This is a genomic window from Holophagales bacterium, from assembly GCA_016699405.1.
Classification (GTDB): Bacteria; Acidobacteriota; Thermoanaerobaculia; order Multivoradales; family JAGPDF01; genus JAAYLR01.
In genome coordinates this window covers 1,166,904-1,189,695 of sequence record CP064972.1, presented here as the reverse complement: position 1 = coordinate 1,189,695, position 22,792 = coordinate 1,166,904, and the positions used below count along the sequence as shown (strand labels likewise).

Annotated in this window: 23 protein-coding genes; 16 read left to right on the top strand and 7 right to left on the bottom strand. The window is 70.8% G+C overall.

Annotated elements, in window-relative coordinates; all coding sequences use genetic code 11:
• Positions 1-3 precede the first annotated feature (3 nt).
• Positions 4-1,824, top strand: coding sequence for a glutamine--fructose-6-phosphate transaminase (isomerizing) (gene glmS, locus IPJ17_05040; GenBank protein ID QQR74953.1), 1,821 nt, complete (start codon positions 4-6; stop codon positions 1,822-1,824).
• Positions 1,825-1,833: 9 nt separating this feature from the next.
• On the opposite strand, the gene IPJ17_05035 is transcribed toward glmS, so the two are convergent.
• Entirely contained in the window at positions 1,834-3,432 is a 1,599-nt protein-coding gene (locus tag IPJ17_05035; GenBank protein ID QQR74952.1) for a DNRLRE domain-containing protein, read from the bottom strand.
• 389 nt (positions 3,433-3,821) lie between these two features.
• Positions 3,822-4,916 (bottom strand): acetyl xylan esterase, encoded by a 1,095-nt coding sequence (locus IPJ17_05030; GenBank protein ID QQR74951.1) that lies wholly within the window; start codon positions 4,914-4,916, stop codon positions 3,822-3,824.
• A 514-nt stretch (positions 4,917-5,430) separates the two neighbouring features.
• Between IPJ17_05030 and IPJ17_05025 the strand changes: the two genes are divergently transcribed.
• On the top strand, positions 5,431-6,195 hold the full coding sequence (locus IPJ17_05025; protein ID QQR74950.1) for a hypothetical protein: 765 nt from the start codon (positions 5,431-5,433) through the stop codon (positions 6,193-6,195).
• Between the two features lie 256 nt (positions 6,196-6,451).
• Here the strand turns inward: IPJ17_05025 and IPJ17_05020 are convergent, their stop codons facing one another.
• Positions 6,452-6,844: a VOC family protein gene (locus IPJ17_05020; protein ID QQR74949.1), complete on the bottom strand. Its 393-nt coding sequence runs from the start codon at positions 6,842-6,844 to the stop codon at positions 6,452-6,454.
• Positions 6,845-6,928: 84 nt separating this feature from the next.
• On the opposite strand from IPJ17_05020, the gene IPJ17_05015 reads away from it, so the two are divergent.
• Together IPJ17_05015 and IPJ17_05010 are read left to right on the top strand one after the other, a co-directional pair.
• Complete coding sequence (locus tag IPJ17_05015) at positions 6,929-7,357, top strand: thioesterase (GenBank protein ID QQR74948.1); 429 nt, start codon at positions 6,929-6,931, stop codon at positions 7,355-7,357.
• Positions 7,258-9,555: a UvrD-helicase domain-containing protein gene (locus IPJ17_05010; GenBank protein QQR74947.1), complete on the top strand. Its 2,298-nt coding sequence runs from the start codon at positions 7,258-7,260 to the stop codon at positions 9,553-9,555. Before IPJ17_05015 ends, IPJ17_05010 begins: the two co-directional genes overlap by 100 nt.
• A gap of 76 nt (positions 9,556-9,631) precedes the next feature.
• Here IPJ17_05010 and IPJ17_05005 read toward each other — a convergent pair whose 3' ends face one another.
• Positions 9,632-10,186, bottom strand: coding sequence for a GNAT family N-acetyltransferase (locus tag IPJ17_05005; protein ID QQR74946.1), 555 nt, complete (start codon positions 10,184-10,186; stop codon positions 9,632-9,634).
• On the opposite strand from IPJ17_05005, the gene truA reads away from it, so the two are divergent.
• The 6 genes from truA to IPJ17_04975 are packed head-to-tail and all read left to right on the top strand — an operon-like array spanning position 10,185 to position 15,807.
• On the top strand, positions 10,185-11,033 hold the full coding sequence (truA, locus tag IPJ17_05000; protein ID QQR74945.1) for a tRNA pseudouridine(38-40) synthase TruA: 849 nt from the start codon (positions 10,185-10,187) through the stop codon (positions 11,031-11,033). The two genes, IPJ17_05005 and truA, sit on opposite strands and share 2 nt — an antisense overlap.
• 11 nt (positions 11,034-11,044) lie before the next feature.
• A complete protein-coding gene (locus IPJ17_04995) occupies positions 11,045-11,860 on the top strand; it encodes an isoprenyl transferase (protein QQR74944.1) in 816 nt (271 codons plus the stop codon).
• A 37-nt stretch (positions 11,861-11,897) separates the two neighbouring features.
• Positions 11,898-12,722: a phosphatidate cytidylyltransferase gene (locus IPJ17_04990; protein QQR74943.1), complete on the top strand. Its 825-nt coding sequence runs from the start codon at positions 11,898-11,900 to the stop codon at positions 12,720-12,722.
• Positions 12,719-13,876, top strand: coding sequence for a 1-deoxy-D-xylulose-5-phosphate reductoisomerase (locus tag IPJ17_04985; GenBank protein QQR74942.1), 1,158 nt, complete (start codon positions 12,719-12,721; stop codon positions 13,874-13,876). The genes IPJ17_04990 and IPJ17_04985 overlap by 4 nt, the downstream gene beginning before the upstream one ends.
• Positions 13,877-13,930: 54 nt before the next feature.
• The gene (gene rseP / locus IPJ17_04980; GenBank protein ID QQR74941.1) at positions 13,931-15,247 is read left to right on the top strand and encodes an RIP metalloprotease RseP; all 1,317 of its coding nucleotides are present in this window, start codon (positions 13,931-13,933) and stop codon (positions 15,245-15,247) included.
• 35 nt (positions 15,248-15,282) lie between these two features.
• On the top strand, positions 15,283-15,807 hold the full coding sequence (locus IPJ17_04975) for a redoxin domain-containing protein (GenBank protein ID QQR74940.1): 525 nt from the start codon (positions 15,283-15,285) through the stop codon (positions 15,805-15,807).
• Between the two features lies 1 nt (position 15,808).
• Here IPJ17_04975 and IPJ17_04970 read toward each other — a convergent pair whose 3' ends face one another.
• Positions 15,809-16,696, bottom strand: coding sequence for a deoxyribonuclease IV (locus tag IPJ17_04970; protein QQR74939.1), 888 nt, complete (start codon positions 16,694-16,696; stop codon positions 15,809-15,811).
• 44 nt (positions 16,697-16,740) lie between these two features.
• On the opposite strand from IPJ17_04970, the gene IPJ17_04965 reads away from it, so the two are divergent.
• From IPJ17_04965 to IPJ17_04940, 6 genes are all read left to right on the top strand, one after another.
• Positions 16,741-17,484: a PASTA domain-containing protein gene (locus IPJ17_04965; GenBank protein ID QQR74938.1), complete on the top strand. Its 744-nt coding sequence runs from the start codon at positions 16,741-16,743 to the stop codon at positions 17,482-17,484.
• A 5-nt stretch (positions 17,485-17,489) separates the two neighbouring features.
• Complete coding sequence (gene rpe / locus IPJ17_04960) at positions 17,490-18,155, top strand: ribulose-phosphate 3-epimerase (protein QQR74937.1); 666 nt, start codon at positions 17,490-17,492, stop codon at positions 18,153-18,155.
• Positions 18,152-18,910 (top strand): outer membrane protein assembly factor BamD, encoded by a 759-nt coding sequence (gene bamD / locus IPJ17_04955; GenBank protein QQR74936.1) that lies wholly within the window; start codon positions 18,152-18,154, stop codon positions 18,908-18,910. Before rpe ends, bamD begins: the two co-directional genes overlap by 4 nt.
• The gene (gene ybgF / locus IPJ17_04950) at positions 18,907-19,677 is read left to right on the top strand and encodes a tol-pal system protein YbgF (protein QQR74935.1); all 771 of its coding nucleotides are present in this window, start codon (positions 18,907-18,909) and stop codon (positions 19,675-19,677) included. Before bamD ends, ybgF begins: the two co-directional genes overlap by 4 nt.
• A gap of 129 nt (positions 19,678-19,806) precedes the next feature.
• Positions 19,807-21,048, top strand: a complete 1,242-nt coding sequence (locus IPJ17_04945) for a LysM peptidoglycan-binding domain-containing protein (GenBank protein ID QQR74934.1) — start codon at positions 19,807-19,809, stop codon at positions 21,046-21,048.
• A gap of 92 nt (positions 21,049-21,140) precedes the next feature.
• A complete protein-coding gene (locus IPJ17_04940; protein ID QQR74933.1) occupies positions 21,141-21,413 on the top strand; it encodes a hypothetical protein in 273 nt (90 codons plus the stop codon).
• Positions 21,414-21,448: 35 nt separating this feature from the next.
• Here the strand turns inward: IPJ17_04940 and tatA are convergent, their stop codons facing one another.
• Both tatA and IPJ17_04930 read right to left on the bottom strand, forming a co-directional pair.
• Positions 21,449-21,637, bottom strand: a complete 189-nt coding sequence (gene tatA / locus IPJ17_04935; protein ID QQR74932.1) for a twin-arginine translocase TatA/TatE family subunit — start codon at positions 21,635-21,637, stop codon at positions 21,449-21,451.
• 57 nt (positions 21,638-21,694) lie between these two features.
• Entirely contained in the window at positions 21,695-22,693 is a 999-nt protein-coding gene (locus IPJ17_04930; protein QQR74931.1) for a phosphotransferase, read from the bottom strand.
• Positions 22,694-22,792 lie beyond the last annotated feature (99 nt).

Here is a 22,792-nt window from a genome sequence, read left to right as displayed (position 1 = left end):
GCCATGTGTGGAATCGTCGGATACGTCGGCCCGCGGGACGTGGTGCCGCTGCTCGTCGACGGGCTGCGCCGGCTCGAGTACCGCGGCTACGACTCGGCGGGCGTCGCCGTGGTGGGAGACGGCGGACTGCAGACCGTGCGCGCCGAGGGCAAGCTCGACCGCCTCGCCGAGAAGCTGGCGCGCCAGCCGCTCAGCGGGCGCTACGGTCTCGGCCACACGCGCTGGGCGACCCACGGCGCGCCGGTCGAGCGCAACGCCCATCCGATCCTCGACTCGCGCCGCCGCCTGGCGGTGATCCACAACGGCATCATCGAGAACTTCCTGCCGCTCAAGCGCCGCCTGCAGAGCGAAGGCTGGAGCTTCGTCACCGACACCGACACCGAAGTGGTGGCCAACCTCCTGTCACACCACCTGCGCGACGACCTGCTGGCGGCCGTGCAGCGCACCGTCGCCGAGCTCGAAGGGATGTACGCCTTCGCCGCGATCGCGCTCGCCGCCGACCAGGAGATCGTCGTCGCCCGCAGCGGTCCGCCGCTGGTGCTCGGCACCGGGCCCGGGGAGGGTTTCCTCGCCTCCGACCCGTCCGCGCTGCTCGCCCACACGCGCGACGTCGTCTTCCTCGAAAACGGCGACGTGGCACGCCTGCGGCGCGGCTCGATCGACATCTTCGACCGCCAGGGCATGCCGGTCGAGCGGCGCGTCCACCATCTCGCCTGGGATCCCATCCAGGCCGAGAAGGGCGGCTACAAGCACTTCATGCTGAAGGAGATCCACGAGCAGTCGCAGGCCCTGCAGGACACCTTCGGCGGGCGCGTCGACTTCGAGAACGGACGGATCGATTTCGACACCTTCACCCTCGCACCGGCCGAGGCCTCCCGTCTCACGCGCCTTCACCTGCTCGCCTGCGGCACCTCCTGGCACGCCGCGCTGGTCGGCAAGTTCCTCATCGAGGAGCTGGCGCGCCTGCCGGTGGCGGTCGACTACGGCTCGGAGTACCGCTATCGCGACCCGATCGTCGACGACACGGTGCTCGCCCTCGGCATCTCCCAATCGGGCGAGACCGCCGACACCCTCTCGGCGATGGAGGCGGCGCGCGATCGCGGTGCCCGCCTCGCCGCGATCTGCAACGTCCCGGGAAGCCAGGCGACCCGCGTCAGCGACGGGGTGATCTACACCCACGCCGGCCCCGAAATCGGCGTCGCCTCCACCAAGGCGTTCACGACGCAGCTCGTGGCGCTCTACCTGCTCGCTCTCTACCTGCGCCAGCAGCGTGGCGGAACGATCCCCGCCGAGCTGCTCGCCGGGCTCGCCCACCTGCCCCAGGCGATGGCCCAGGCGGTGGCGCTCGAATCGCGCACCGAGGAGCTGGCGCGGCGCTTCCACACGGCGCGCAACTTCCTCTACCTGGGGCGCGGCATCAACTATCCGATCGCCCTCGAAGGGGCCCTCAAGCTCAAGGAGATCTCCTACATCCACGCCGAGGGCTATCCGGCCGGCGAGATGAAGCACGGTCCGATCGCGCTGATCGACGCGAGCCTGCCGGTGCTCGCCGTGGCCACCGGGGAGCGGGTGTTCGAGAAGGTGAAGAGCAATCTGCAGGAGGTCAAGGCGCGCGACGGCATCACCCTGGTGGTCACCGATCACCCCGACGAGGCATTCGGCGGCGTTGCCGACGAGATTCTCCGCGTGCCGCGCCTCCCCGAGCTGCTGCAGCCGATCGTCAACGTCGTGCCGCTGCAACTGCTCGCCTACGCCATCGGCGTGCGCCGCGGCTGCGACGTCGACCAGCCGCGCAATCTCGCCAAGAGCGTCACCGTCGAGTAGACGGCGGCGTCACGGCGCCACGCGCGTCCAGCCGCAGAACGGGCGGTCCTCGAAGCCGTCGGCCGCGAGAGCAGGTGCCAGGGACCCGCCCGCGGGCGCGAGCAGCAGTCGCGGCGGCTCCCCCGCTTCCCGCGACAGGTAGCCGGGGCCCCACACTCCGCCGCCGTTCGGAATGAGCACGAAGGTGATTGCCGTGCGGCCGGCGGCGAGCGCTGCCTGCACGGCGGAGGTGACGTCCACCGCGAGCGCGCCACCCCGGCTGTGGCTGGGGATCGTGCGCAGCGTGCCGCCCGTCGTCGGCGGGCGGTTGTCCCAGGTGATCGACATCTCGTTCCAGGCGACCGTCGGGTCCCCGACCTCGACGCGCCCGTCCGGGGCGCCGGTCGTCGCGTCGGCGAGCAGCGAGAGCTTGGCGCGTTCGATCGGCCCGCTGACGCCGTCGAGCGGGAACTCGAGGTAGACGCGCCGCTCGGTCCCGCTCGGCAGGACACGGCTCAGGGCCAGCAGGCCGTTCGCGCCGAGGGGGGTCGACGGCTGGGCGCTGTCGACGGCGGCGTCGGCGCTCGCCGCGACGACGAGCGGTGGGGTGAAGCCGGGCGGCGCGTACCACGAGGCCGCGCGCGCGTCGCTGGCCAAGAAGCTGCGCAGCAGATGAGCCACCTTCGTCTCGCCCGCGAGGCTCGGGTGGAGGTGGTCGCCCGACTCGACGTCCCCGATCGCCCAGACCAGTCCGTCCGCGCGTGCCAGGGGCCCGTCAGCCCACAGGTACGGACCCCAACCGAGCCACGGCGCACCCTGCCAGCCGAGCGTGTCGGTGATCTGCTCGCTGACGAGTCCCTTGACCGCGAAGGCGGTCTCGAAGGCGAACGGCTCGCTGCCGGCGTAACCGCCGAAGATGCGCGAGGAGAAGAAGATCAGCCGCAGCGCCGGGAGCCGTGCACGCAGCAGGCCGACGATCGTCGCGAGATGCCCGCGCAGCACGTCGGCCTTCTCGGGGAAGACCTGCGGCGGGTTCCACGACTCGGGGCCGATCGACTGCTTGATCCACGCCACCTGCACCTGCGCCGGGTCGATCCCCGCCGTCGCGAGGCGCGGTTGGAAGGCGAGGGTCCAGTAGATGTCGCCCGGGTCGGCCATGCGCGCGGCGTCGACGCCGCCCTGCGCGAGGTCGACCAGCACGACGCGCGCCGCGTGCTCCGCCGCCGCGTCAGCGTCACGCTCGAAACGCGCCCACTCCTGGTTGGTGTTCGACATGCCGAGGGCGACGACGCCGATCGCCGGTGCGGCCGGCGCCGTCGAGCCCACGGGCGGGAGCAGCGGCACGACCTCCGCCGCCCGCCGGCTTCCACATGCCGCGTGCGCTCCGCTCGGCACGTTCTGCCCGCCGGGGTAGAGCCCCGGCTCGCCCGGACAGAACGCCGGGTCCGGCGGCACGACTGTGCACTTGTACCAGTCGGCCGGGTTCGCGACCTCGCGATCGACCAGCGCTTTCTCGTGGATCTGGGCCCGGATCGGAGCGACGACCGAGAGGAGGGCCGCAGCGAGCAAGGACGCTGTGCGCTTGTGCACGGGAAGGTCGAAGCGGGTGGCGATGCGATGCGGTCTCATCCAGCGATCCCTCTCCCGCCGAGGGGCTCGTTCCGCCGCGTTGCGATGCAGCGGCCGGCCTGCCTCCGGCTCGACCCCGAAGGGCCGTCGCCCAGAAAGACGCAGGTGGCCGGAGAATCATCGCAGGGGCCCGGCAATCGGCGCCCGAGCCGCGCTCAGCGCTCCCCGACGCGAGGAGAGGCGCGCCTGCCAGCGACCGTGAGCTCCGGCTCGGCGTCCAGGCAAGGTCGCCGCGGTCGAGCCCGAGCTGCGTTCCACCGAATTGGTTTCTGCCGCAAGGCGCGACGAGGTGGCTGGCACCGGCCCGCGACGAGGTGGCTGGCACCGGCCCGGAAACCCGAAACAGGCGAGCGCTGCGGAGAAGGCCGAATCCTGCGTCGATCGTCGGTTCACCACCCGAGCAGCGTGTGCAGGTAGCTCGCGAGGGTCGTGGCCATGAGCTGTTGCGTCGTGCCGCTGGGGTGCCAGTCGCAGCCGTAGCCGTTGACAGGGTTCTGGGTGGGGATGTCGAGATAGCTCACGTGGGCGCCGGAGGCGCTGACGGCGGATTGGAGATACGAGGCCTCCAACGTGTGGTTGGAGCCGTCGAGCATCGGGCTCGAGGTGACGACGATCTCGGCATTCGGGTAGTGCAGGCGGACCTGGGCGATGAGCGCCTTCATCGCGTTGACGAACGCGGTGCCAGGGTCTCCGCCGGCGAAGTCGTTCGTCCCCAGGTTGATCACCACCGCCGCGGGCGTCCAGGAGAAGCCCCAGACGCTCGACGCGTTGTCGGCGAGGGTGCGGGTCCAGAGGACGGGCATCGTGTTCGAGGTGGTCCCGTCGTAGTTCCGGTAGGCGCCCTTGCCGGAGTACGCAATCGAGGCATGGGCCGCGCCGAGGGAGCTCGCCGCCAGCGCTCCCCAGGCGCGCGTCTCGGCCTCGGTGTCGATCGAGAACGAGCACGAGGGGCCGACGCCCAGCACGCCGTAGCCGCAGGTGATCGAGTCGCCGATCAGCTCGAGAAGTCGCGTCGGCGCAGCGGTCGGGATCAGCGTGGCCCCTGGGAAACCCAGAAACTGGGTGACGCCGAAGAACGATTCCGAGCGACGGGTCAGCACGAGACCGTGCGGGCCGGTCGAGAGTCCCGAGGCCAACACGTAGGTCCGCGTGCCCGCAAGCGTCGCCAGCAGGGGTTGCGCAACGCCGTCGACGACGACGTCGAAGCGGTTCGGAGCGGACTCTGCCAGCTCGACCGAGATGGAGCTGCCCGAAAAGCGCGTCCGGATCTCGCTCCCGGGCCAGGCGAAACTCAGCGGCGTGGGCGGGGCGAGATCGAAGCGGCCGATCAGGTGAAGCGACGCGATCTCGCCGGCCACGAACCGCCAGGCCGCGAGGTCCCCACTCTCGAATCCGTCGTTGAGGATCGCCACCGCGCCGGCCGGGGCACCCGCGAACCAGGCGAGCCCGATCGACGCGACGATGGCGCTTCGAATCCAGCTCACCGACCGCGATGGCGCCTCGCGTTGCCGACCCACGAAGGGAACAGCGTGCGCTCCGCTCATCGGAGCCTCCGATCTCTGGAAGGCTGGCTTCGATTGTCGCACCGACTTGCCAGCGAGGGAAGGCCCCGGAACGAAATCATCCACCGCGATTGAATCGCGGAATCGAAAGGCCCTCGAGGGTCTCGGCAGGTCGCTCGGCAGGTCCCTGGCACCGCTCAGCGAACCGCTCGGCAGGTCCCTGTCACCAACCCGGTCGGCACCAACCCGGTCGTCTACGGTCGTCCACCGGTCCGGTCCGGTCCCTGGCACCTGGAAACCTCCTCGTCCACGCAAGGATCTCGGGGCCGTTCTTCGTCTTTGGGGGAATATGGGACGTCCCTTGCGCTTCATTCCAGAAGGCGCCCTGGTCGAGATCACCTGCAGGACCGTGCGGGGCAGGTTCCTCCTTCGCCCATCGCCTCGGTTCAACGCGATCGCTCTCGGCGTCCTCGGGCGCGCTCAGGCCAGGTATCGGATGGAGATCCACCATTTCGTGATGCTCTCCAACCACCTTCATCTGCTCCTTTCCCCGGAGAATCCACGACAGCTCGCCGCCTTCATGGCCTTCTTCGAGGCCAACCTCGCCAAGGCGATCGGTCGCCTCCATGACTGGGAGGGCGCAGTCTGGGCCCGGCGCTACCAGGCGATCGTCGTCTCCGAGGAAGAGTCGGCACAAAGGGAACGCCTGCTCTACCTGCTCCGCCACGGCGTCAAGGAGCACCTTGTCGGCCGTCCCCAGGACTGGCCCGGACCCCACGGAGTCGAGGCGCTCCTCGAGGGCCGCCCGCTGACGGGCATCTGGATCGACCGATCGCTCGAGCGACGCTGGCGCAGGCGGCGCGAGGCATTCGATGCTCGCGTCGGCGAGTCGCAGGAGATCGTGGTCCTCACTCCGCTGCCGTGCTGGAGCCGCCTCTCCCCGGAGGGGTACCGCTCGCGCATCGCTGATCTGGTGCGCGGGGTCGAGGAGGAGGCACGTGTCCTCTCCCGGGAGAGTGGCCCACCACTCGGCCGCGACCGGGTGATCCGGCAACACCCGCATCAGCGACCGCTGAAGACGAAACGTTCGCCCGCTCCCCTCGTGCACGCCTCGACGAGAGCCGTTCGCCTCACCTTTGTCGAGGCCTACCGCAGCTTCGTCTCCGCCTATCGCCGCGCCGCTGATCTCCTCAAGCGTGGCAACCGACTCGTTCGCTTCCCGGCGCTCTCCTTCCCGCCACCACTACCGGCGAGCGGCTAGGAATCGCGACAGAGCTCCACCCGGAAATCAGCGGAGGGCCGATCCGCGGGACTCGATGCCCGCCGGAGGACTTGGTGTGCTCCGAGAGCATCGTGGGCCGCTCCGCACCGCGTTCCGTGGGTTCCGCCACGCGTCTCCTCACCACAATCTCCCGGCCGAGATCCGCTGCATGGAGCAGGTGGGCCCGGAAGTAGAGCCTGAGACCGAGATCCCCGGAGGAACGCAGCGAGAGAATCGCTGGCACCCTCTACCGCGCTCAGCGTGCGGCGGGCTGATAGAGGGCGAACGTCGCCCCTTCCGGGTCGCGCAGCACGGCGTAGCGCGCCGACGGACCTGCACTCCGCGGCGGCGCCACCAACTCCCCTCCCCGTTCGCGGCTCGCAGCGATCGCCTGGTCGAGGTCCTCCACCACGAAGTAGACCAACCAGACCGGTGGCAGATCGGAATTCGCGCCGCGAGCGTGGCACACCCGCGCCACCGTGGCGCCGGCAGCGTTCTGCATCGAGTAGTCGGCGTAGCCCCCCATGTCGACGTCCACCGCCTTCCACCCCACGACCGCAGCGTAGAAGTCGCGCAAGCGCGGCGCCTCCTCCACCGTCAGGTCGACCCAGCCCACGGTCCCGATTGCCGGAGCTCCGTTCTCGCTCATCGTCCCCTTCCTCTTCCGTCGTCCGTGGCCAGACCATACACTCGGCGGCGCGTCGCCGTCCCCTCCGGCGACGCGAGGAGCCCCATGCCGAAAACGATCGAACCGCTTGCCGAGGCCTCGCTCACCCATCGCGTCGGTCGCGAGGACCTGGCCAGCGCCGTCGCCCTCGCCCCCGGCGAGCGCTTTCCCGACGTTCTCTCCACTTCGCGGCTCGTCGCCCTGCTCGAGCTCGCCGCCGCCCGCTGTCTCGCACCGCTGCTCGACGACGGCGAGCTCTCGGTCGGCGTGACCGTCGACATCGCCCACACCGCCGCGACGCCGGTCGGTGCCACCGTCGAGTGCACGGCACGGTACCTCGGACGCGATGGCAAGCTCTTCGACTTCGAGGTCGCAGCGTTCGACGAGGGCGGCGAATGCGGTCGTGGCCGCCACCGTCGCGCGATCGTTTCGGTCGCCCGGCTGCTCGCCGGGATGGAGAAGCGGCGAGCCGCCGCCGGGGCCGGCACCTCGTGAGCGCTTCCGGCAAGCTCGACTTCGCGCGCACTCTCAACGACGAGCAGCTCGCCGCGGTGACCCACGGCGACGGACCCCAGCTCGTCCTCGCCGGGGCCGGCTCGGGCAAGACCCGGGTCATCACCTACCGGATCGCCTGGCTGGTCCTCGAGCGCGGTGTCGAACCGGACGAGATCGCGGCCGTCACCTTCACCAACAAGGCGGCCGGCGAGATGCGCGAGCGCACCGAGCAGTTGCTCGGCCGGGCACCGCTGCCGGTCTTCCTCGGCACCTTCCACCGCTTCTCCCTCCAGTTGCTGCGGCGCTACGGCGACCGGGTCGGCCTGGCCCGCGACTTCGCCATCCTCGACACCGACGACCAGATCGGCCTGATCAAGCAGGCGCTCGCCGCCGAAGGGCTGGCCGAGGCGTCGTACCCGCCACGCACCATGCTCTCGGCGATCAGCGGCGCGAAGAACAAGCTGCTCACCCCCGACGCCTACGAACGCGAGGCCCACGACTTCTTCTCGCAGCGTGTCGGCCGCGTCTACCGCCGTTACCAGGGGCTGCTCCAGCAGGCCTCCGGCGTCGATTTCGACGACATGCTGGCACTCGCCGTGCGGCTCCTCGTCGAGCATCCCGATCTCAAGGAGAGGATCCGCCGGCGCACCCGCCACCTGATGGTCGACGAGTTCCAGGACACGAACCACGCACAGTTGCGGCTCATCGGCGAGCTGATGCCGGTCGACGGCAATCTCACCGCGGTCGGCGACGAGGACCAGGGGATCTACCGGTGGCGTGGCGCCGACCTCGACAACATCCTGGGCTTCGAGCGCCACTTCCCTTCGGCGGTGGTACGCAAGCTCGAGCGCAACTACCGTTCGACGCAGACCATCCTCTCGGCGGCCAATGCCGTCGTCGCCAACAACCGACACCGGCGCGGCAAGCGCCTGTGGACCGATGCCGGCGCCGGCGAGCCGATCGCCGTCTACCGCGCCGCCGACGAGATCGACGAGGCCCGCTGGGTGGCACGAACGCTCTCCGAGCTCGCCACGCGATACCGGCTGAGCGACCTCGCGGTGCTGGTGCGCACGAACGCGCAGACCCGCGCCTACGAGGACGAGTTCTTCCAGCAGCGCATTCCCTACACCCTGGTGGGCGGCGTCCGGTTCTACGAACGGGCAGAGATCAAGGACCTGATCGCCTACCTGCGGCTGCTGCGCAATCCGCGCGACTCGTTCTCGCTCGCCCGGGTGATCAACCAGCCGCCGCGTGGCATCGGCAAGGGCACCCAGCAGGCGCTCGAGGAGCGCGCCGCCGAGCGCGGGGTGATCCCCTGGGACTTGATCGAGAGCGACGAGCTCGGCAACCTCCCTTCGCGGGCTGCCACCGCACTGCGCGCCTTCCGCGAGCTGCTGGCGACGCTGCGGACCTTCGCCACCGAGCTGCCGCTGCCGGCGCTGCTCGACGAGCTGCTGCAGCGCACCGGCTACGCCGAGCTCTACCGGCGACCCGACCCCGAGGACGAGGCACGGCTGGAGAACATCCGCGAGTTCCTCTCCGCCGCGCAGTCGTTCACCGAGTCGCACAGCTGGGGACCGGAGTCCGAGGACGACATGTTGACCGCCTTCCTCGACCACGTCGCGCTCTTCTCCGACGTCGACCTGTGGAACCCGGAGCGCGGCGTCTCGCTGATGACCCTGCACAGCGCCAAGGGGCTCGAGTTTCCCGCCGTGGTGGTCGGGGGCCTCGAGGAAGGACTGCTCCCGCACTACAACACGCAGGGTCGCCCCGAGGACGTCGAAGAGGAGCGGCGGCTGCTCTACGTCGGCATGACCCGCGCCCGGGAGCGGCTGCACCTGACGACCTGCCGCCGGCGACGGATCGCCGGGCGCTACCAGGACCAGATCCCCTCGCCGTTTCTCGACGAGGTCCCGGCGCGGTTGACGCGGGTGGAGGAGAGCCCGGCGCTCTTCTCCTCGTCGCGGGTGCGCGGGGTCTACGACTTCTTCGGTCGCGAGCCGGCGGTTCCGATCGACGCGGAGCCCTCGACGAGCTCGCGACCGCGGCGCGGAGCCCGGGTGCGCCATCCGAGCCTGGGCCAGGGGGTGGTTCTCGACCTCGAAGGCGAGGGCGAGGACCTCAAGATCACCGTCTATTTCGATCGCGCCGGCAAGCGCAAGCTCATCGCCCGCTACGCCACGCTCGAGCCGATCTGAGGATCCGAAGGTCGCTTCGCGTGCTCGGCCACGGTGCCGGCTGAGTTCCGCCGACCGGACGGCTCGCCGCGCCAAGTCAACCGCTGCCGTGGCGCCAGTCGGTTCGCAGCAAGGAGTAAATGTAGTTGTCGACTCGTTCGACGCCGACCCGGAAGTAGTCGCGCAACAGCCCTTCGCGCTCGAAACCGAGCCGCTCGAGCACCTTCTGCGAAGCGACGTTCTCCACCGCGCAGCGCGCTTCGAGGCGGTGGAGGGTCGTACCCGAGAAGAGATCCTCGAGCAGCAGCTGCAGCGCCGCGGGCATCAGCCCCTTGCCCTGCTCGGCGGTGGTGAGGGCGTAGCCGATCTCGGCGAGACCGTGCTCCCAGTTGACCACCAGCAGGGTGATCCAGCCGACGGGCTCGCGGTCGGCGAGCACGAGCCACTGGAACCGGTCGCCCTGCGAGCGCCAGAGCTCCGACGGGCGCAGCGCCGCGAGCTCGTCCCGGATCTCGGCGAGCGGAAGATCGCGCAGCGGCTGGTGACGGCGGACCGACGCCTCGGCACGCCAGCGCGCCAGCAGCGACGCATCGCTGACCTGCGCCGCGCGCAGCGAAACGACACGCGGTCGCGCCTGGGCTGGGCTCACCATGCTGACGTCCAAGTCTACACGGCCGTTCCGCCTTGCTAGGCTGGCGCTCGTGCGCTTTCGCCTCACCGTCGCCTACCTCGGCCAGCCCTTCGCCGGCTGGCAGCGTCAGCCGAACGCCCCGACGGTCCAGGCGGCCCTCGAGGAGGCGCTCGCGGCGCTCGCGGGTCAACGGGTGGTGACGACCGGGGCCGGGCGCACCGATGCCGGCGTCCATGCACGCGGCCAGGTCGTCCACGGCACCTTGCCGCGCCCGCTTCCCGTGCGGGCGCTGGTCCACGGCGTCAACGCCCACCTACCCGCGTCGGTTCGGGTGCTCGAGGCGCAGCTCGCCCCCGCGGGGTTCGACGCCCGGCGGCACGCCGAGGCCAAGGAGTACCTCTACCGCCTCTCGCGCGCCGCGGTGGTCTCACCGTTCGAAGCGCCGTTCCTCTGGCAGGTCCCGTCGCGACTCGATCTCGCGCGCCTCCGCGCCGGCACGGCGCCGCTCGTCGGCCGGCACGACTTCGCCGCCTTCGCCCTGAGCGGCGGAAGCCACCGGTCGAGCGTGCGGACGGTCTACCTCGCCGAATGGTCGGAGGCGGGACCCGAGCTCACCTTCCGCGTGGTCGGTGACGGCTTCCTGCGCGGCATGGTGCGCGGGCTGGTCGGCACGCTGGTCGAGATCGGCCTCGGACGCCGCGAACCGGCCGGCCTCGGCGGCCTGCTCGCCGGAGGGGTGCGCGCCGACGCCGGCCCCACCGCGCCCGCGGCGGGCCTCTGTCTCGCTCGCGTCTTCTATCCGACGGCGTGGGGAGGTCCGCCGTGGGACGACCGCCAGGACGCGAGTCGGGCGCTCTCCGTATGCTAGCTTTGCCACCGATGGTCGACTTCGAACGCCTCGCCCCGCCGGGCACCCCGGAGGCCGACCTCGCGCGGCGGCTCGATCCGTCGCGCCTGCCGCGCCACGTCGCCGTCATCATGGACGGCAACGGGCGCTGGGCGAAGGCCCGCGCCCTGCCGCGCGTCGAAGGGCATCGCCACGGCGTCGAGGCGGTGCGAGACACGGTCGAGGCCTCGGCTCAGCTCGGGCTCGCGGCGCTGACGCTCTACGCCTTCTCGGTGGAGAACTGGAAGCGTCCGCGCTTCGAGATCTGGACCTTGATGAACCTGCTCAAGGAGTATCTGCGGCGCGAGCTGCGGACCCTGGTCGACAACGGCATCGAGCTGCGCATCCTCGGCCGCTGGGAAGAGCTCGACCGCAGTGTCGTCCGCGAGGTCGAGCATGCCCTCGCCGCCACCGCCGGCGGCACGCGGATGATCCTCAACATCGCGCTCAACTACTCGGGGCGTTGCGAGATCGTCGATGCCTGCCGCCGCATCGTCGCCGACTGGGCGGCAGGCAAGCCGGTCGAGATCGACGAGGAGACGCTTTCGCGCTACCTCTACACCGCCGGCCTGCCGGACCCGGATCTGCTCATCCGCACCTCGGGGGAGATGCGAGTGAGCAATTTCCTGCTCTGGCAGATCGCCTACAGCGAGATCTGGGTCACCCCGACGCTCTGGCCCGACTTCCGCCGACGCGAGCTCTTCGAGGCGCTCCTGGCCTACCAGAGCCGCGAGCGTCGCTTCGGCGCCATCCAGGCGGGAGCGCCGCGCGCCGGCTCGGAGCAGCAGGGGGCCGAGTCGGCTCCCTAGCCCACTCGCTCGTCCCGATCTTTCCGGAAGGTCCGTGATGCAACGTCTGCTGACCGCTCTCGTCGCCGTTCCGCTCGCGCTGACCGCGATCTTCATGCTGCCCCCGGTGGCGTTCTTTCTGGTGATCGCCTTCCTGCTCGACTGGGCGGCGCTCGAGTTCCTTCACCTGGTCCGCCCCCTCGCGCCGCGTGCGCCGCTCGGCGCGCTTCTCGTGCTGGTACCGCTCGCCGCCTGGGGGATGGCGTGGGCGCTCGGTCCCGGCCGCAGCGCGCCGGCCGGGACGGTGTTGCTCGTCGCCGCTGCCCTGCTCGCCCTCGGCAGCGGCTCGCTCGTCCTCTTCGCCCGCACCCCGGTCGGCGAGGCGCTGCCCGCCCTCGCGGTGCTCGGCTTCGGCATTCCCTACTTCGCCCTGCCGACGGCGAGCCTCTACGAGCTGCAGCGTCTCGACCCCTGGGTGATGTTCCTGCTCTGCGCCATCGTCTGGCTCGGCGACAGCGCCGCCTTCTACGTCGGCACGTCCATCGGCCGCCACCGCCTCGCACCGGTGGTCAGTCCGAAGAAGACCTGGGAGGGCGCCGCTGCCGGGCTGCTCGTCGGCGTCGGGGCGACCGCGGTCTGGAGCGCCTGGCGGCTCGGCCGCGTGGACGGAATCCTCCTGGCCGTCGGCGCCGCCACCGCGGTCGCCGCCCAGGTGGGGGACCTCGTCGAGTCGGTAATCAAGCGCAGCGCCGGGGTGAAGGATTCGGGCGGGGTCCTGCCGGGCCACGGCGGCGTCTTCGACCGCCTCGATGCGATGCTCTTCGCCGCCCCGGCCCTGCTCCTCGGCCTCCTGCTCACGGGTCTCGAGATCGGGCGGCGGTGAGACAGCGTCTCGCCCTGCTCGGCGCCACCGGCTCGATCGGGGCGAGCGCCCTCGAGGTCGTCCGGCACCACCCGGACCGCCTCGAGGTGGTGACGCTCGCCGCCCACGGCCGCCACCCGGCAAAGCTCGCCGCCATGGCCCGCGAGCTCGGCGTGCGGCTGGTGGCGGTGGCGGACGAGGACGCGGCTCGCGCCCTGCGTGCCGAGCTGCCGACCACGATCCCCGTGCTCGTCGGGCGCGCCGGTCTCGAAGCGGCGGCCACCCACCCGGACGTCGACCGCGTCGTCGCGGCGATGGTCGGCGCCGCCGGCCTGCCGGCGGTGCACGCCGCGCTCGCCGCCGGCAAGGACGTCGCACTCGCCAACAAGGAGTCGCTGGTGGTCGCCGGAACGCTGCTGACCGAGCTCGCGGCGCGCACCGGCGCCGCCATCCTGCCGATCGACAGCGAGCACGTCGCGCTGCATCAGGCGCTGCGTTCGGGCGCACGCGAGGAGGTTCGCCGGCTGGTGCTGACCGCCTCGGGCGGCCCCTTCCTGCACCGCGACGCGGCGACGTGGGAGGCGATCCGTCCGGAAGAGGCGTTGCGCCACCCGACGTGGAGCATGGGGGCGAAGATCACCATCGACTCGGCGACCCTGATGAACAAGGGGCTGGAGCTGATCGAAGCGAGCCACCTGTTCGCCCTCGGCCCGGAGCGCATCGACGTGATCGTGCACCCGCAGTCGATCGTCCACTCGCTGGTCGAGTACCGCGACGGCTCGTGGGTCGCCCAACTGGCACGCAACGACATGGCGTTGCCGATCCAGTACGCGCTCTCGCTGCCCGAGCGCTGGGAGAACTCCTTTCCCCGCCTCGACCTCGCGGCCCTCGGCTCCCTCACCTTCCTCGCCCTCGACGACCGGCGCTTTCCCAGCGTCCGCCTGGCGCGGCAGGCGCTCGCTTCCGGCGAAAGCGCCCCGGCGGTGCTCAACGCCGCCAACGAGGAGGCGGTCCACGCCTTTCTCGGCGGCCGACTCGCCTTCCCGGCGATCTTCGACACCGTTGCCGAGGTACTCGATCTCCACCGCCCCGTCCCCGTACCGACGCTCGAGGACGCCCTCGCCTGGGACGACTGGGGACGGCGCCGGGCGCACGAGGTTTTGGCCCGGGCCTAGCTTCGGGATAGCCTTGTCGGCCGCTGCCTCTCGAGAGGCGGCGCCCAACCTACGATGACCAACCTCCTCGGCAACACCGTCGCTTTCATCTTCGCGCTCGGCATCATCATCTTCGTCCACGAGTCGGGGCACTACCTCGCGGCGAAGGCCTTCGGCATGCGGGTGCTCACCTTCTCGCTCGGCTTCGGCAAGCGCCTCTGGGGCTTCCGGCGCGGGGAGACCGACTACCAGCTCGCCGCGCTGCCGCTCGGTGGCTACGTCAAGCTCTCGGGCGAAGAGCCCGGCGAGGGCGGCGACGACCCGCGCGACTTCCCGAACCGGCCGCGCTGGCAGCGCATCGTCGTCTACCTCGCCGGACCGGCGATGAACGCCGTGCTCGCCATCGTCCTCGTCGCGGTGCTCTTCATGGTCGGCATCGAGGTGCCGGCGCTGCAGAACATCCCCACCGAGGTGGGGTCCGTCGAGCCCGGCTCGCCGGGCGCGCTGGCCGGGATCCTCCCCGGCGACGAGGTCGTGGCGATCAACGGCAAGTCGGTCGACCGCTGGCAGGAGGTCGCCTTTGCGGTGATGACCTCGGTCGGCAAGGAGCTGACCCTGGACCTCGAGCGCGACGGAAAGCGCTCGAGCGTCCACCTCGTGCCGCAGAAGCTGCCGGACGTCGATCTCGGCGACGCCGGGATCTACCCGCGCGTGCTGCCGAAGGTCGCCGGGGTCACGCCCGATAGCCCGGCGCAGCGCGCCGGATTCCAGCCCGGCGACGAGGTGCGCGGCGTCGACGGCCGCCGGCTGGCCAACCCGGCCGAGTTCGTGCAGTACATCGAGGGGAAGACCGGCGTCGAGGTGCGCGTCGAGGTGCTGCGCGGCGGCACCCCGACGACCCTCGCCGTGGTGCCTGCCGATCAGGACGGCAAGGGGAAGATCGGCGTCGCCCTGACCATCTCGCAGCGCTACGGCCCGGCGCGCGCTTTCGTCGAGAGCGTGCGCTTCAACGGCCAGATCGCGCGACAGAGCCTGGTCGTGGTGGGCAAGATCTTCACCCGCGAGGTCAAGGCCCGCTCCGCCCTCGCCGGTCCGATCGAGATCGCCGCACAGAGCGGCGCCGCGGCGCGCAGCGGCGTGAAGAACCTCGTCTACCTGATCGCCGTGATCAGCGTGAGCATCGGACTGCTCAACCTCTTCCCGGTCCCGCTGCTCGACGGCGGCCAGATCTTCCTGCTGCTCGTCGAGTCGGTGCTGCGCCGCGACCTTCCCGACACGCTCAAGGAACGCATCAACCAGGTGGGCCTGGTCCTCATCATCCTGCTGATGGCCACGGTCCTCGTCTTCGACATCACCAAGAATCTTCCCGCCAGCCTGCGCCCGGGACTCTGAGCGGCGCGGCACGAGGCGGGAGCGGGAGAGGCGACATGCCGCTCAACATCGGTGAGGAAGCCCTCAACTTCGACCTGACCTCGAGCGAGGACGTGCTGATCATGCTGCGCGACGAAGTGGCGCGCACGCCGGTCGTGCTCTACGTCTTCCGCGACGCCGCCGACCCCGGCGTGATCGACGATCTCGTCGCGCTCGGCGCCGCCGTCGGCGAGCTCGGACGACGGCGCGCCAAGGTGCTCGCGGTCGCCAAGCAGCCGCTCGCCGGCCTCAAGCAGTTGCAGGTCGAACGCAAGCTTCTCTTTCCTCTGCTTCACGACGATCGCGACTTCTGCACCGCCTACGGCGTGCCGGCCCCCGAAGAGGGATCGACGAGCCGGCCGGCGCTGCTGCTCGTCGGGCGCGACCAGCGGGTTCGCTGGCAGGCCGGCGCCGGCGTCCGCGCCGCCGCGGTGCTGCCCGAGCTGTTCAAGCAGCTCGAGGCGGAGAATCCGCCGAGCGCCACCTACCCGCGACGGGTGATCAACCGTTTCATCGGCCGCGGCGTGCGTCGCGCCGGCTGAGTCACGAAGCGAGGGCACGCAGGCGGGCGAGATCCCGGGCGTGCCCCTCGCCGTCGTCGCCCATCGGCGTCTCGAGCAGCATCGGGACGCGCGCCAGTCGTTCGTCACGCAAGAGACGGGCGAAGAGCTCGAACCCCAGGAGCCCGTCGCCGAGATTGGCGTGACGGTCGCGGTGCGAACCGCACGCTCCCACCGAGTCGTTGAGGTGGATCGCCCCCAGCCGGGCGAAGCCCAGCGTCGTGTCGACCTCACGCCAGAACGCCTCGTAGCCTGGAGCTTCGTCGAGCGCATAGCCGGCGGCGAAGGCATGACAGGTGTCGACGCAAAGGCCGAGCCGAGGCCCGCAAGCGGCGAGCTCGATCATCCGCGCGATCTCGCCGAGCCTCGAGCCGAGGACCGTCCCCTGACCTGCGGTCAGCTCGAGCAGCAGGCGCGGGCCGTCCGCCGCCCTCCCACCGAGCACCGCGTCGAGCGAGGCGGCAGTCCGCTCGAGACCGGCCTCGCGACCCTGCCCCATGTGAGCTCCCGGGTGCAGGACGAGGGCGTCGATGCCACAGAGCGCGCAGCGATCGAGCTCGTCGGCGAGGGCGGCCCGCGAGCGCTCGAGGGTCTCGCCGTCGGGCGCCGCGAGGTTGATCAGGTAGGCGGCGTGGGCGACGACCGGGCCGATACCGCTCGCCGCACGGGCGGCACGAAAGGCCTGGGCATCCTCCGCCGCGAGCGGCTTGGCACGCCACTGGCTCGGGCTCTTGACGAACACCTGGAGGGCGGAGCAGGCGAGCGCCTCGCCGCGGCGAACCGCTTCGGCGAGCCCACCTGCGGCCGAGACGTGCGCGCCGAGCGGCGGCAGGGCACGAGGAGAAGGGGAGGAGGCGGCACGTCGGCTCATGCAGCGAGTCTAACGGTCTCTGCCCCTGCTAGACTGCACGGTCCATGGCTTCTCGCCTGCTCAACGGGCTCTTCCGCCTCGCCTACGCGTTCGCTCTGTTCGTCGTGTTCGCGTTGAGCAGCTACTTCTCCTTCAACTTCTTCGTCCGGCGCGGCGTCACGTCGGTTCCCGACCTTGCCGGGCTCACCGAGGAGGCGGCCCAGGCGCTGCTCGCCGATCACGGCCTCGCCCTGCGACGCCAGCCGGGCGGTGGCCGCAACGACGACACCGTCGCCGCCGGTCGGATCCTCGAGCACCGCCCGAAACCAGGGAGCCTGGTCAAGCGCGGCGCGGCCATCGAGGTCGTCGTCTCGCTCGGTCAGCGCCTGGCGCGAGTGCCCGACCTGACCGGCCAGGCCGTCGGCGCGGTGCAGGTGAGCCTGACCTCGCGCGGCCTTGCGCTCGGTCAGACGCTCGCGATCGCCAGCGGTGCCGCCGAGCCCGGCAACGTGGTCGCCCAGTTCCCGCCGGCCGAGGCCGAAGTCGGCCACGGTGTCGCCGTCGACGTGCTCGTCGCCCTCGACCGCGGCTCCGACCGCTTCCTGATGCCGGACCTGGTGAACCTCCGCTACGAGCCGGTCCGCCGTTTCTTCGAGTCCCAGGGCCTGCGCTTCGGCAGTGTCACGTTCGAGCCCTACGAGGGGCTGCCGGCGGGCGTCGTCCTGCGCCAGCAGCCGTTCGCCGGGCATCCGCTCTCGCGCCATCAGGCGATCTCGCTCGTCGTCTCCGGATCGGCCCCGGGAGTCTGAGCCAGATGATCCGCCTCGCTCCGTCGATCCTCGCCGCCGACCTCGCCGACCTCGGCGGTGCGCTCGCGCAATGCGTCGCCGGCGGCGCCGACCTCGTGCACGTCGACGTGATGGACGGGCGGTTCGTGCCGAACCTGACCTTCGGCGCCCCGGTTCTGGCGGCTCTGGCGCGGCGAACCTCGCTGCCACTCGACGTCCACCTGATGGTCGAGGATCCGGATCGGCTGATCGAGGCCCATCTCGCCGCCGGCGCCCGGCGGATTGCCGTGCATTGGGAGGCCACCGTTCATCTCGACCGGACGCTTGCGGCGATCCGCGCCGGCGGTGCCGAGGCTGGCGTCGCGCTCAATCCGGCGACGCCGATCGCGCTTCTCGACGAGATCCTGCCGGCGCTCGACTTCGTCCTCCTGATGTCGGTCAACCCCGGTTTCTCGGGCCAGCCGTTCCTTCCCTACGTCCTCGACAAGAGCAGGCGTCTGCGTGCCGCGATCGCGGCCCGCGGTTTGCATTGCTCGATCGCCATGGACGGAGGAATCGGCCACGGCAATGTCGCCGCGGCCGTCGCGGCGGGAGTCGATACCCTGGTGGCCGGCTCCGCCGTTTTCGCCGCCGACGATCCGGCCGCCGCCATGCAGGCGCTGCGGACGGCTGCCTGCGAGGTGACGCGATGAGACGATCTGCCCTCTGCGCCGGGCTCCTGCTCGGCACTCTCGGACTTTTCGCCGGGTGCAGCGCCCACAAGAAAGAGGACCCGCTGCTCCGGCTCTCGGCCGAGGAGTCGCTCGTCGAGGGGCGTCGGCTCTACGAGCTGAAGAAGTACGGCCAGGCGCGCCCCTACTTCACCCACGCCTTCGAGGTCGAGCCGAACTCGGCGAGCGGACGCGAGGCGCTGCTGCTCGCCGCCGACTCGCTCTTCCTCGACGGCGGTGAGGCGAACTTCCTCCAGGCCGAGGCGCGCTACCGCGACTTCCAGAACCGCTTTCCGACGAGCGATCGCGCCGCCTACGTGCAGCTGCAGATCGCCCGCAGCCTGGTCGAGCGGATGGAGCGCCCGGACCGCGACCAGAAGGTGACGCGCCAGGCTCGCGAAGCCATCGAGGAGCTCTTGCGCACCTACCCGTCGAGCCCCGAAGCCGAACGGGCACAGCCCGACCTCGCCCGGGTGCTCGATCACCTGGCCGAGCACGAGCACTCGGTGGGCAGTTTCTACCTCCGCTTCGGGCTGGCGCTCTCGGCGGTTCCGCGCTTCGAGACGGTGCTGCGGCAGTATCCCGACTACTCGCGCATGGATCAGCTCCTTTTCGAGCTTTCGACGGCACAACGCAAGATCAAGAAGGTCGCCGAGGCCGATCAGACGCTGGCGCGCCTGCGCGAGGAGTTCCCCCAGAGCCCCTGGACGCGCAAGGCGGAGAAGCAGAAGGGATGAAGAACCGCGGCGGAAGGACCCTCTTCGCGCTCACCACGGCGGGCGCGCTGCTCGCGGGCTGCGGCTCGCTGTCGCTCGGCGGCCCCCGCCGCGCCCGCCCCGATCTGGTCGACCTGGCCGATCGAGTGCGCGCGCTCGAGGCCAAAGTGGCCGCCCAGGAGCTCGAGATCCAGAAGCTGCGCGCCGGTTCGCCCCCGGCCCCGAACGCCGTTTCGCGACCGGCGGCCGCGGCGGCCCCGACGCCCGGCGGTGTGCGCACGACCGCGACCTCGCCGCCTCCGCCGCCGGAGCCTCGGATTCCGCCCGCGGGCGCCGTCGAGAGCTCCGACATCGAGGATCTCGCTCTCACCCCGCCCGGCGATCAGGCGCTCGAGTCGGCCGAGATCCCGCGCGCCGAACAGGAGGCCTACGACGCGGCGGCGGCGCTCTACCGCGCCGGCCAGTCGAGCGAAGCCGAGGCCGCATTCCAGCGCTTCCTCGCCGCGCACCCGGACGGCTCGCTTGCCGACAACGCGCTCTTCTGGATCGGCGCCGCACGGCTCGGGCGCAAGGAGATCGCCGGTGCCGAGGAGGCCTTCCGGCGGGTCGTCGAGCTCTATCCCGAAGGCAACAAGGTCCCGGACGCGCTGCTCAAGCTCGGCGTCTGTCGCGAGCTCGCTGGCGATCCGGCCGGCGCCGCGGCGGTCCTGCGGACCCTGATCGAACGTTTCCCCGGCAGCGAAGCCGCCACCCTGGCGACCCGCCGCTCGTCGCACTCCGCACCGTGAGCCTAAGTTCGTGAAATTGCTTGGTTTTCGCGGAGACTTTGCTTGACAGCCGTGCAGGCCGTACGTAACCTAGGCGGGCGTTCTGAAGAAGACGTCCTTGGGTCTCGACGGCGACCAGGAGGACCCCGCATGTCGATTCGGCTGCTTCGCTCCGCGATTCTCGCCGCTCTGGCGCTCGCCCCGGCCCTGACTCCGCTCCTCGCAGCGGATCAGCCTCCGGGCAACTTGCATTGGACCGGAGATCACTGGACGGCCTGGGAGCTCCCGGCCGCGGCACCCGAGGGTGCCAAAGTCCATGTCGTGAAACCCGGCGACACGTTCTGGGCGCTGGCCAAGCAGAACCTCGGCAACCCCTACCTCTGGCCCCAGCTCTGGGAGAAGAACCAGTACGTCCTCGACGCCCACTGGATCTACCCGGGAGATCCGCTGCTGCTCGATGTCGCGGTTCAGCCCGCGGCCGACGCGGCGACGACGGCCGAGGCGACGCCAACCGGGGACACCGGCGCCGAGGCCGGCGCCACCACCCCGGCCGAGCCGATCGCGGTGACCGCTGCCGAGGCGCCCGTCGAGGATCCCCTGGCCGGGATGCTCGCTCCGGCCGCCGGCGGCGCGCCGACACCCCTCGGCTACGAGGACGACATCTACTGCTCCGGCTACATCGGTGACGAGGAGCAGACCTTCTCCTTCACGCTCACCGGTTCCGAGTACGAGTCGCTTTCGCCGGCGCTCCAGCGCAAGCCCGGCAAGCGCACCGAAGGGGTCTTCGGCGCCATCGACACGGTCAAGTACCGGCTCGACCTCGGCGACATCGTCTACCTCGACGGCGGTCGTGCCGCCGGCCTCGAGCCCGGCGCCGAGCTGACCGCCGTGGCGCCGGCGAACAAGGTGCGCCACCCGCTGACCCGCAAGGTCGTCGGCACGCTCTACGAGTACCTCGGCCGGGTGCGAGTCCTCTCGGTCCAGGAGTCGAGCGCGATCGCCGAGATCGTCCACTCCTGTGCCGGCATGACGGTCGGTGCCCGCCTGGTACCGTTCGAGCCCGAGCCGGTCCCGCTGGCGCGTCGCACCGGACTTCGTCCGATCAACGACCCGTCGCCGGCCGAGAGCCTCAAGGAGGCTCCGACGATCCTCTGGGCGCACCAGGGCGCCGTGTCGATCGCCCAGGACCAGCTGGTCTTCGTCGACCGCGGCTCGGAGGAGAACGTCAGCCCGGGCGATCTCTTCACCATCTATCGCGAGAACCGGGAGGGCTTCCCGCCGGTCGTCCTCGGCGAGCTCGCCGTGCTCTCGGTGCGACGCCACACGGCGATCGCTCGCGTGCTGGAGTCGCGGTTCCCGATCTACGTCGGCGACCGGCTGGAAGTGAAGTAACTGGCGCGGCTCAGTCAGGGCCGGCAAGGCAGAAAAGAACGAGGGTCTTTCGCAGCGACGGGCGCCTGGCGCCCGATGCAGGAGTGACGGAAGTGGCGACGCGGAATCTGAACGGCAGGCTCTACGACATCGTTGACGAACTGGTGAGCCAGGGACTCACGCTCGAACAGGCGAGACAGGAGTTCGAGCGGCAGTTCATCGTGGCCTCGCTGCGGACCAACGAGTGGAACTACTGCCGCTCGGCGCGCAGCATGGGAGTGCACCGCAACACGTTGCGCAACAAGATCTCGTCGCTGGGAATCCTCGACCCGCCGCCACGACCGAGCAGCGGGCGCACCCCGCGCAACAATTCCTCGAAAGAGTGAACGGACGACGGCGGCGAGAGCCGCCGTTCTGCTTTCTACTGGCGGGAGGCGGAGCTGCCGCCGGAGGACTTGTCGTCGCTCTCGTCGTCGCCGCGCATGCCCTTGCGGAAATTGCGGATCCCCTCGCCGATCCCCTTGCCGAGCTGCGGCAGCTTCGACGAGCCGAAGATGATGACGACGATGACCAAGATGACGAGCAACTCCGGGACGCCGAGATTCGGCATGGCGCGGGCCTCCGAGGGCGAAGCGGCAGCGGTGGTCGGCTGCCGCAGTCCGTCAGTCTAGCAGAGGCCCTCGGCGAGCATCCGCTCCCAGCGTGGGGCGAGATCCGCCGCCAACCCTCCGCCTTCCGGTGTCTCCGCCAGGTGCTCGAGCGCGCGCAGCAGGGTCGGTCGCACGAGCGGCAGGTGCCGGGGAACCCCGCGCTGGGCGAAACGCGCGAACGTCCCGGCGGCTTTCAGACCGCGCTGCGTCGCCGCGCGGTGATAGTCGAGCCGGTCCTCCGCCGTGACCTGCGACCGGTCGAGCCAGCGACCGGCGATCGGTGCCGGGACGAACAAACTGTCGTTGGCGAGCGAGGCGAGGTCGTAGCCCCGCGGACCGGAGCGCAGATCCTGATGATCGAGCACCCCGACGACGCCTCCGGCGAGCGGGACGAGGTTTCTCGCCATGAAGTCGCGATGGCAAGCCACCGGCGTCCCGGCACCCAGGCGATCACAGAGCGTCACGAGCACCGCACGCACCGCGCTTTCTTCCGCCGGCTCGACGAGACACCGGGGCCTCAGTAGCACGTCGAACGTGACCTCGAGCTCCCGGATCAGCAGCGCCGTGTCCAACGGCGGCGAACCGAGAGCCGACACCGCGGCGAGCGGCAGGCTCGCGATCGTCGCCACGGTTTGCGCTGCCGCATCGAGCCACGGCGAGAGCTCGCTCCACGAGCGCTCGCGCCAGTCGTAGAGCGTCTCGCGGCCCAGGTCCTCCTGCAGGACCCAGCCCCGCTGCGACTCCACGGCGAGGATTCGCGGCACACGCACACCGGCGCCGGCGAGCAGGGTCGTGCTCGCCACGAAGCGTTCGAGAACCGGCAGGATGTCGGCCGGGTAGGCCGCGACGATCGCCGAGCCGCCGCGCCCATCGGCGAGGCGGGCATAACGACGGGGCGAAACGTCTCCGGGCAGCGGATCGAGCGTCGACGGATCGCTGCCCGCCTTCGCCAGCCAAGCCTCCAGATTCGGGTCGCTCCAGGGAGCGGCGGCGGGCTCTTGCGCTGGCGGCTGCATGGCGTATCGGTCAACGAGCGTAGCACGCCGCGCGGGTTTGACAGGCCGCGAAACCGGCCCGCATAATGCCCGCGCTTTGCGACGGCAACCCGTTTCCCG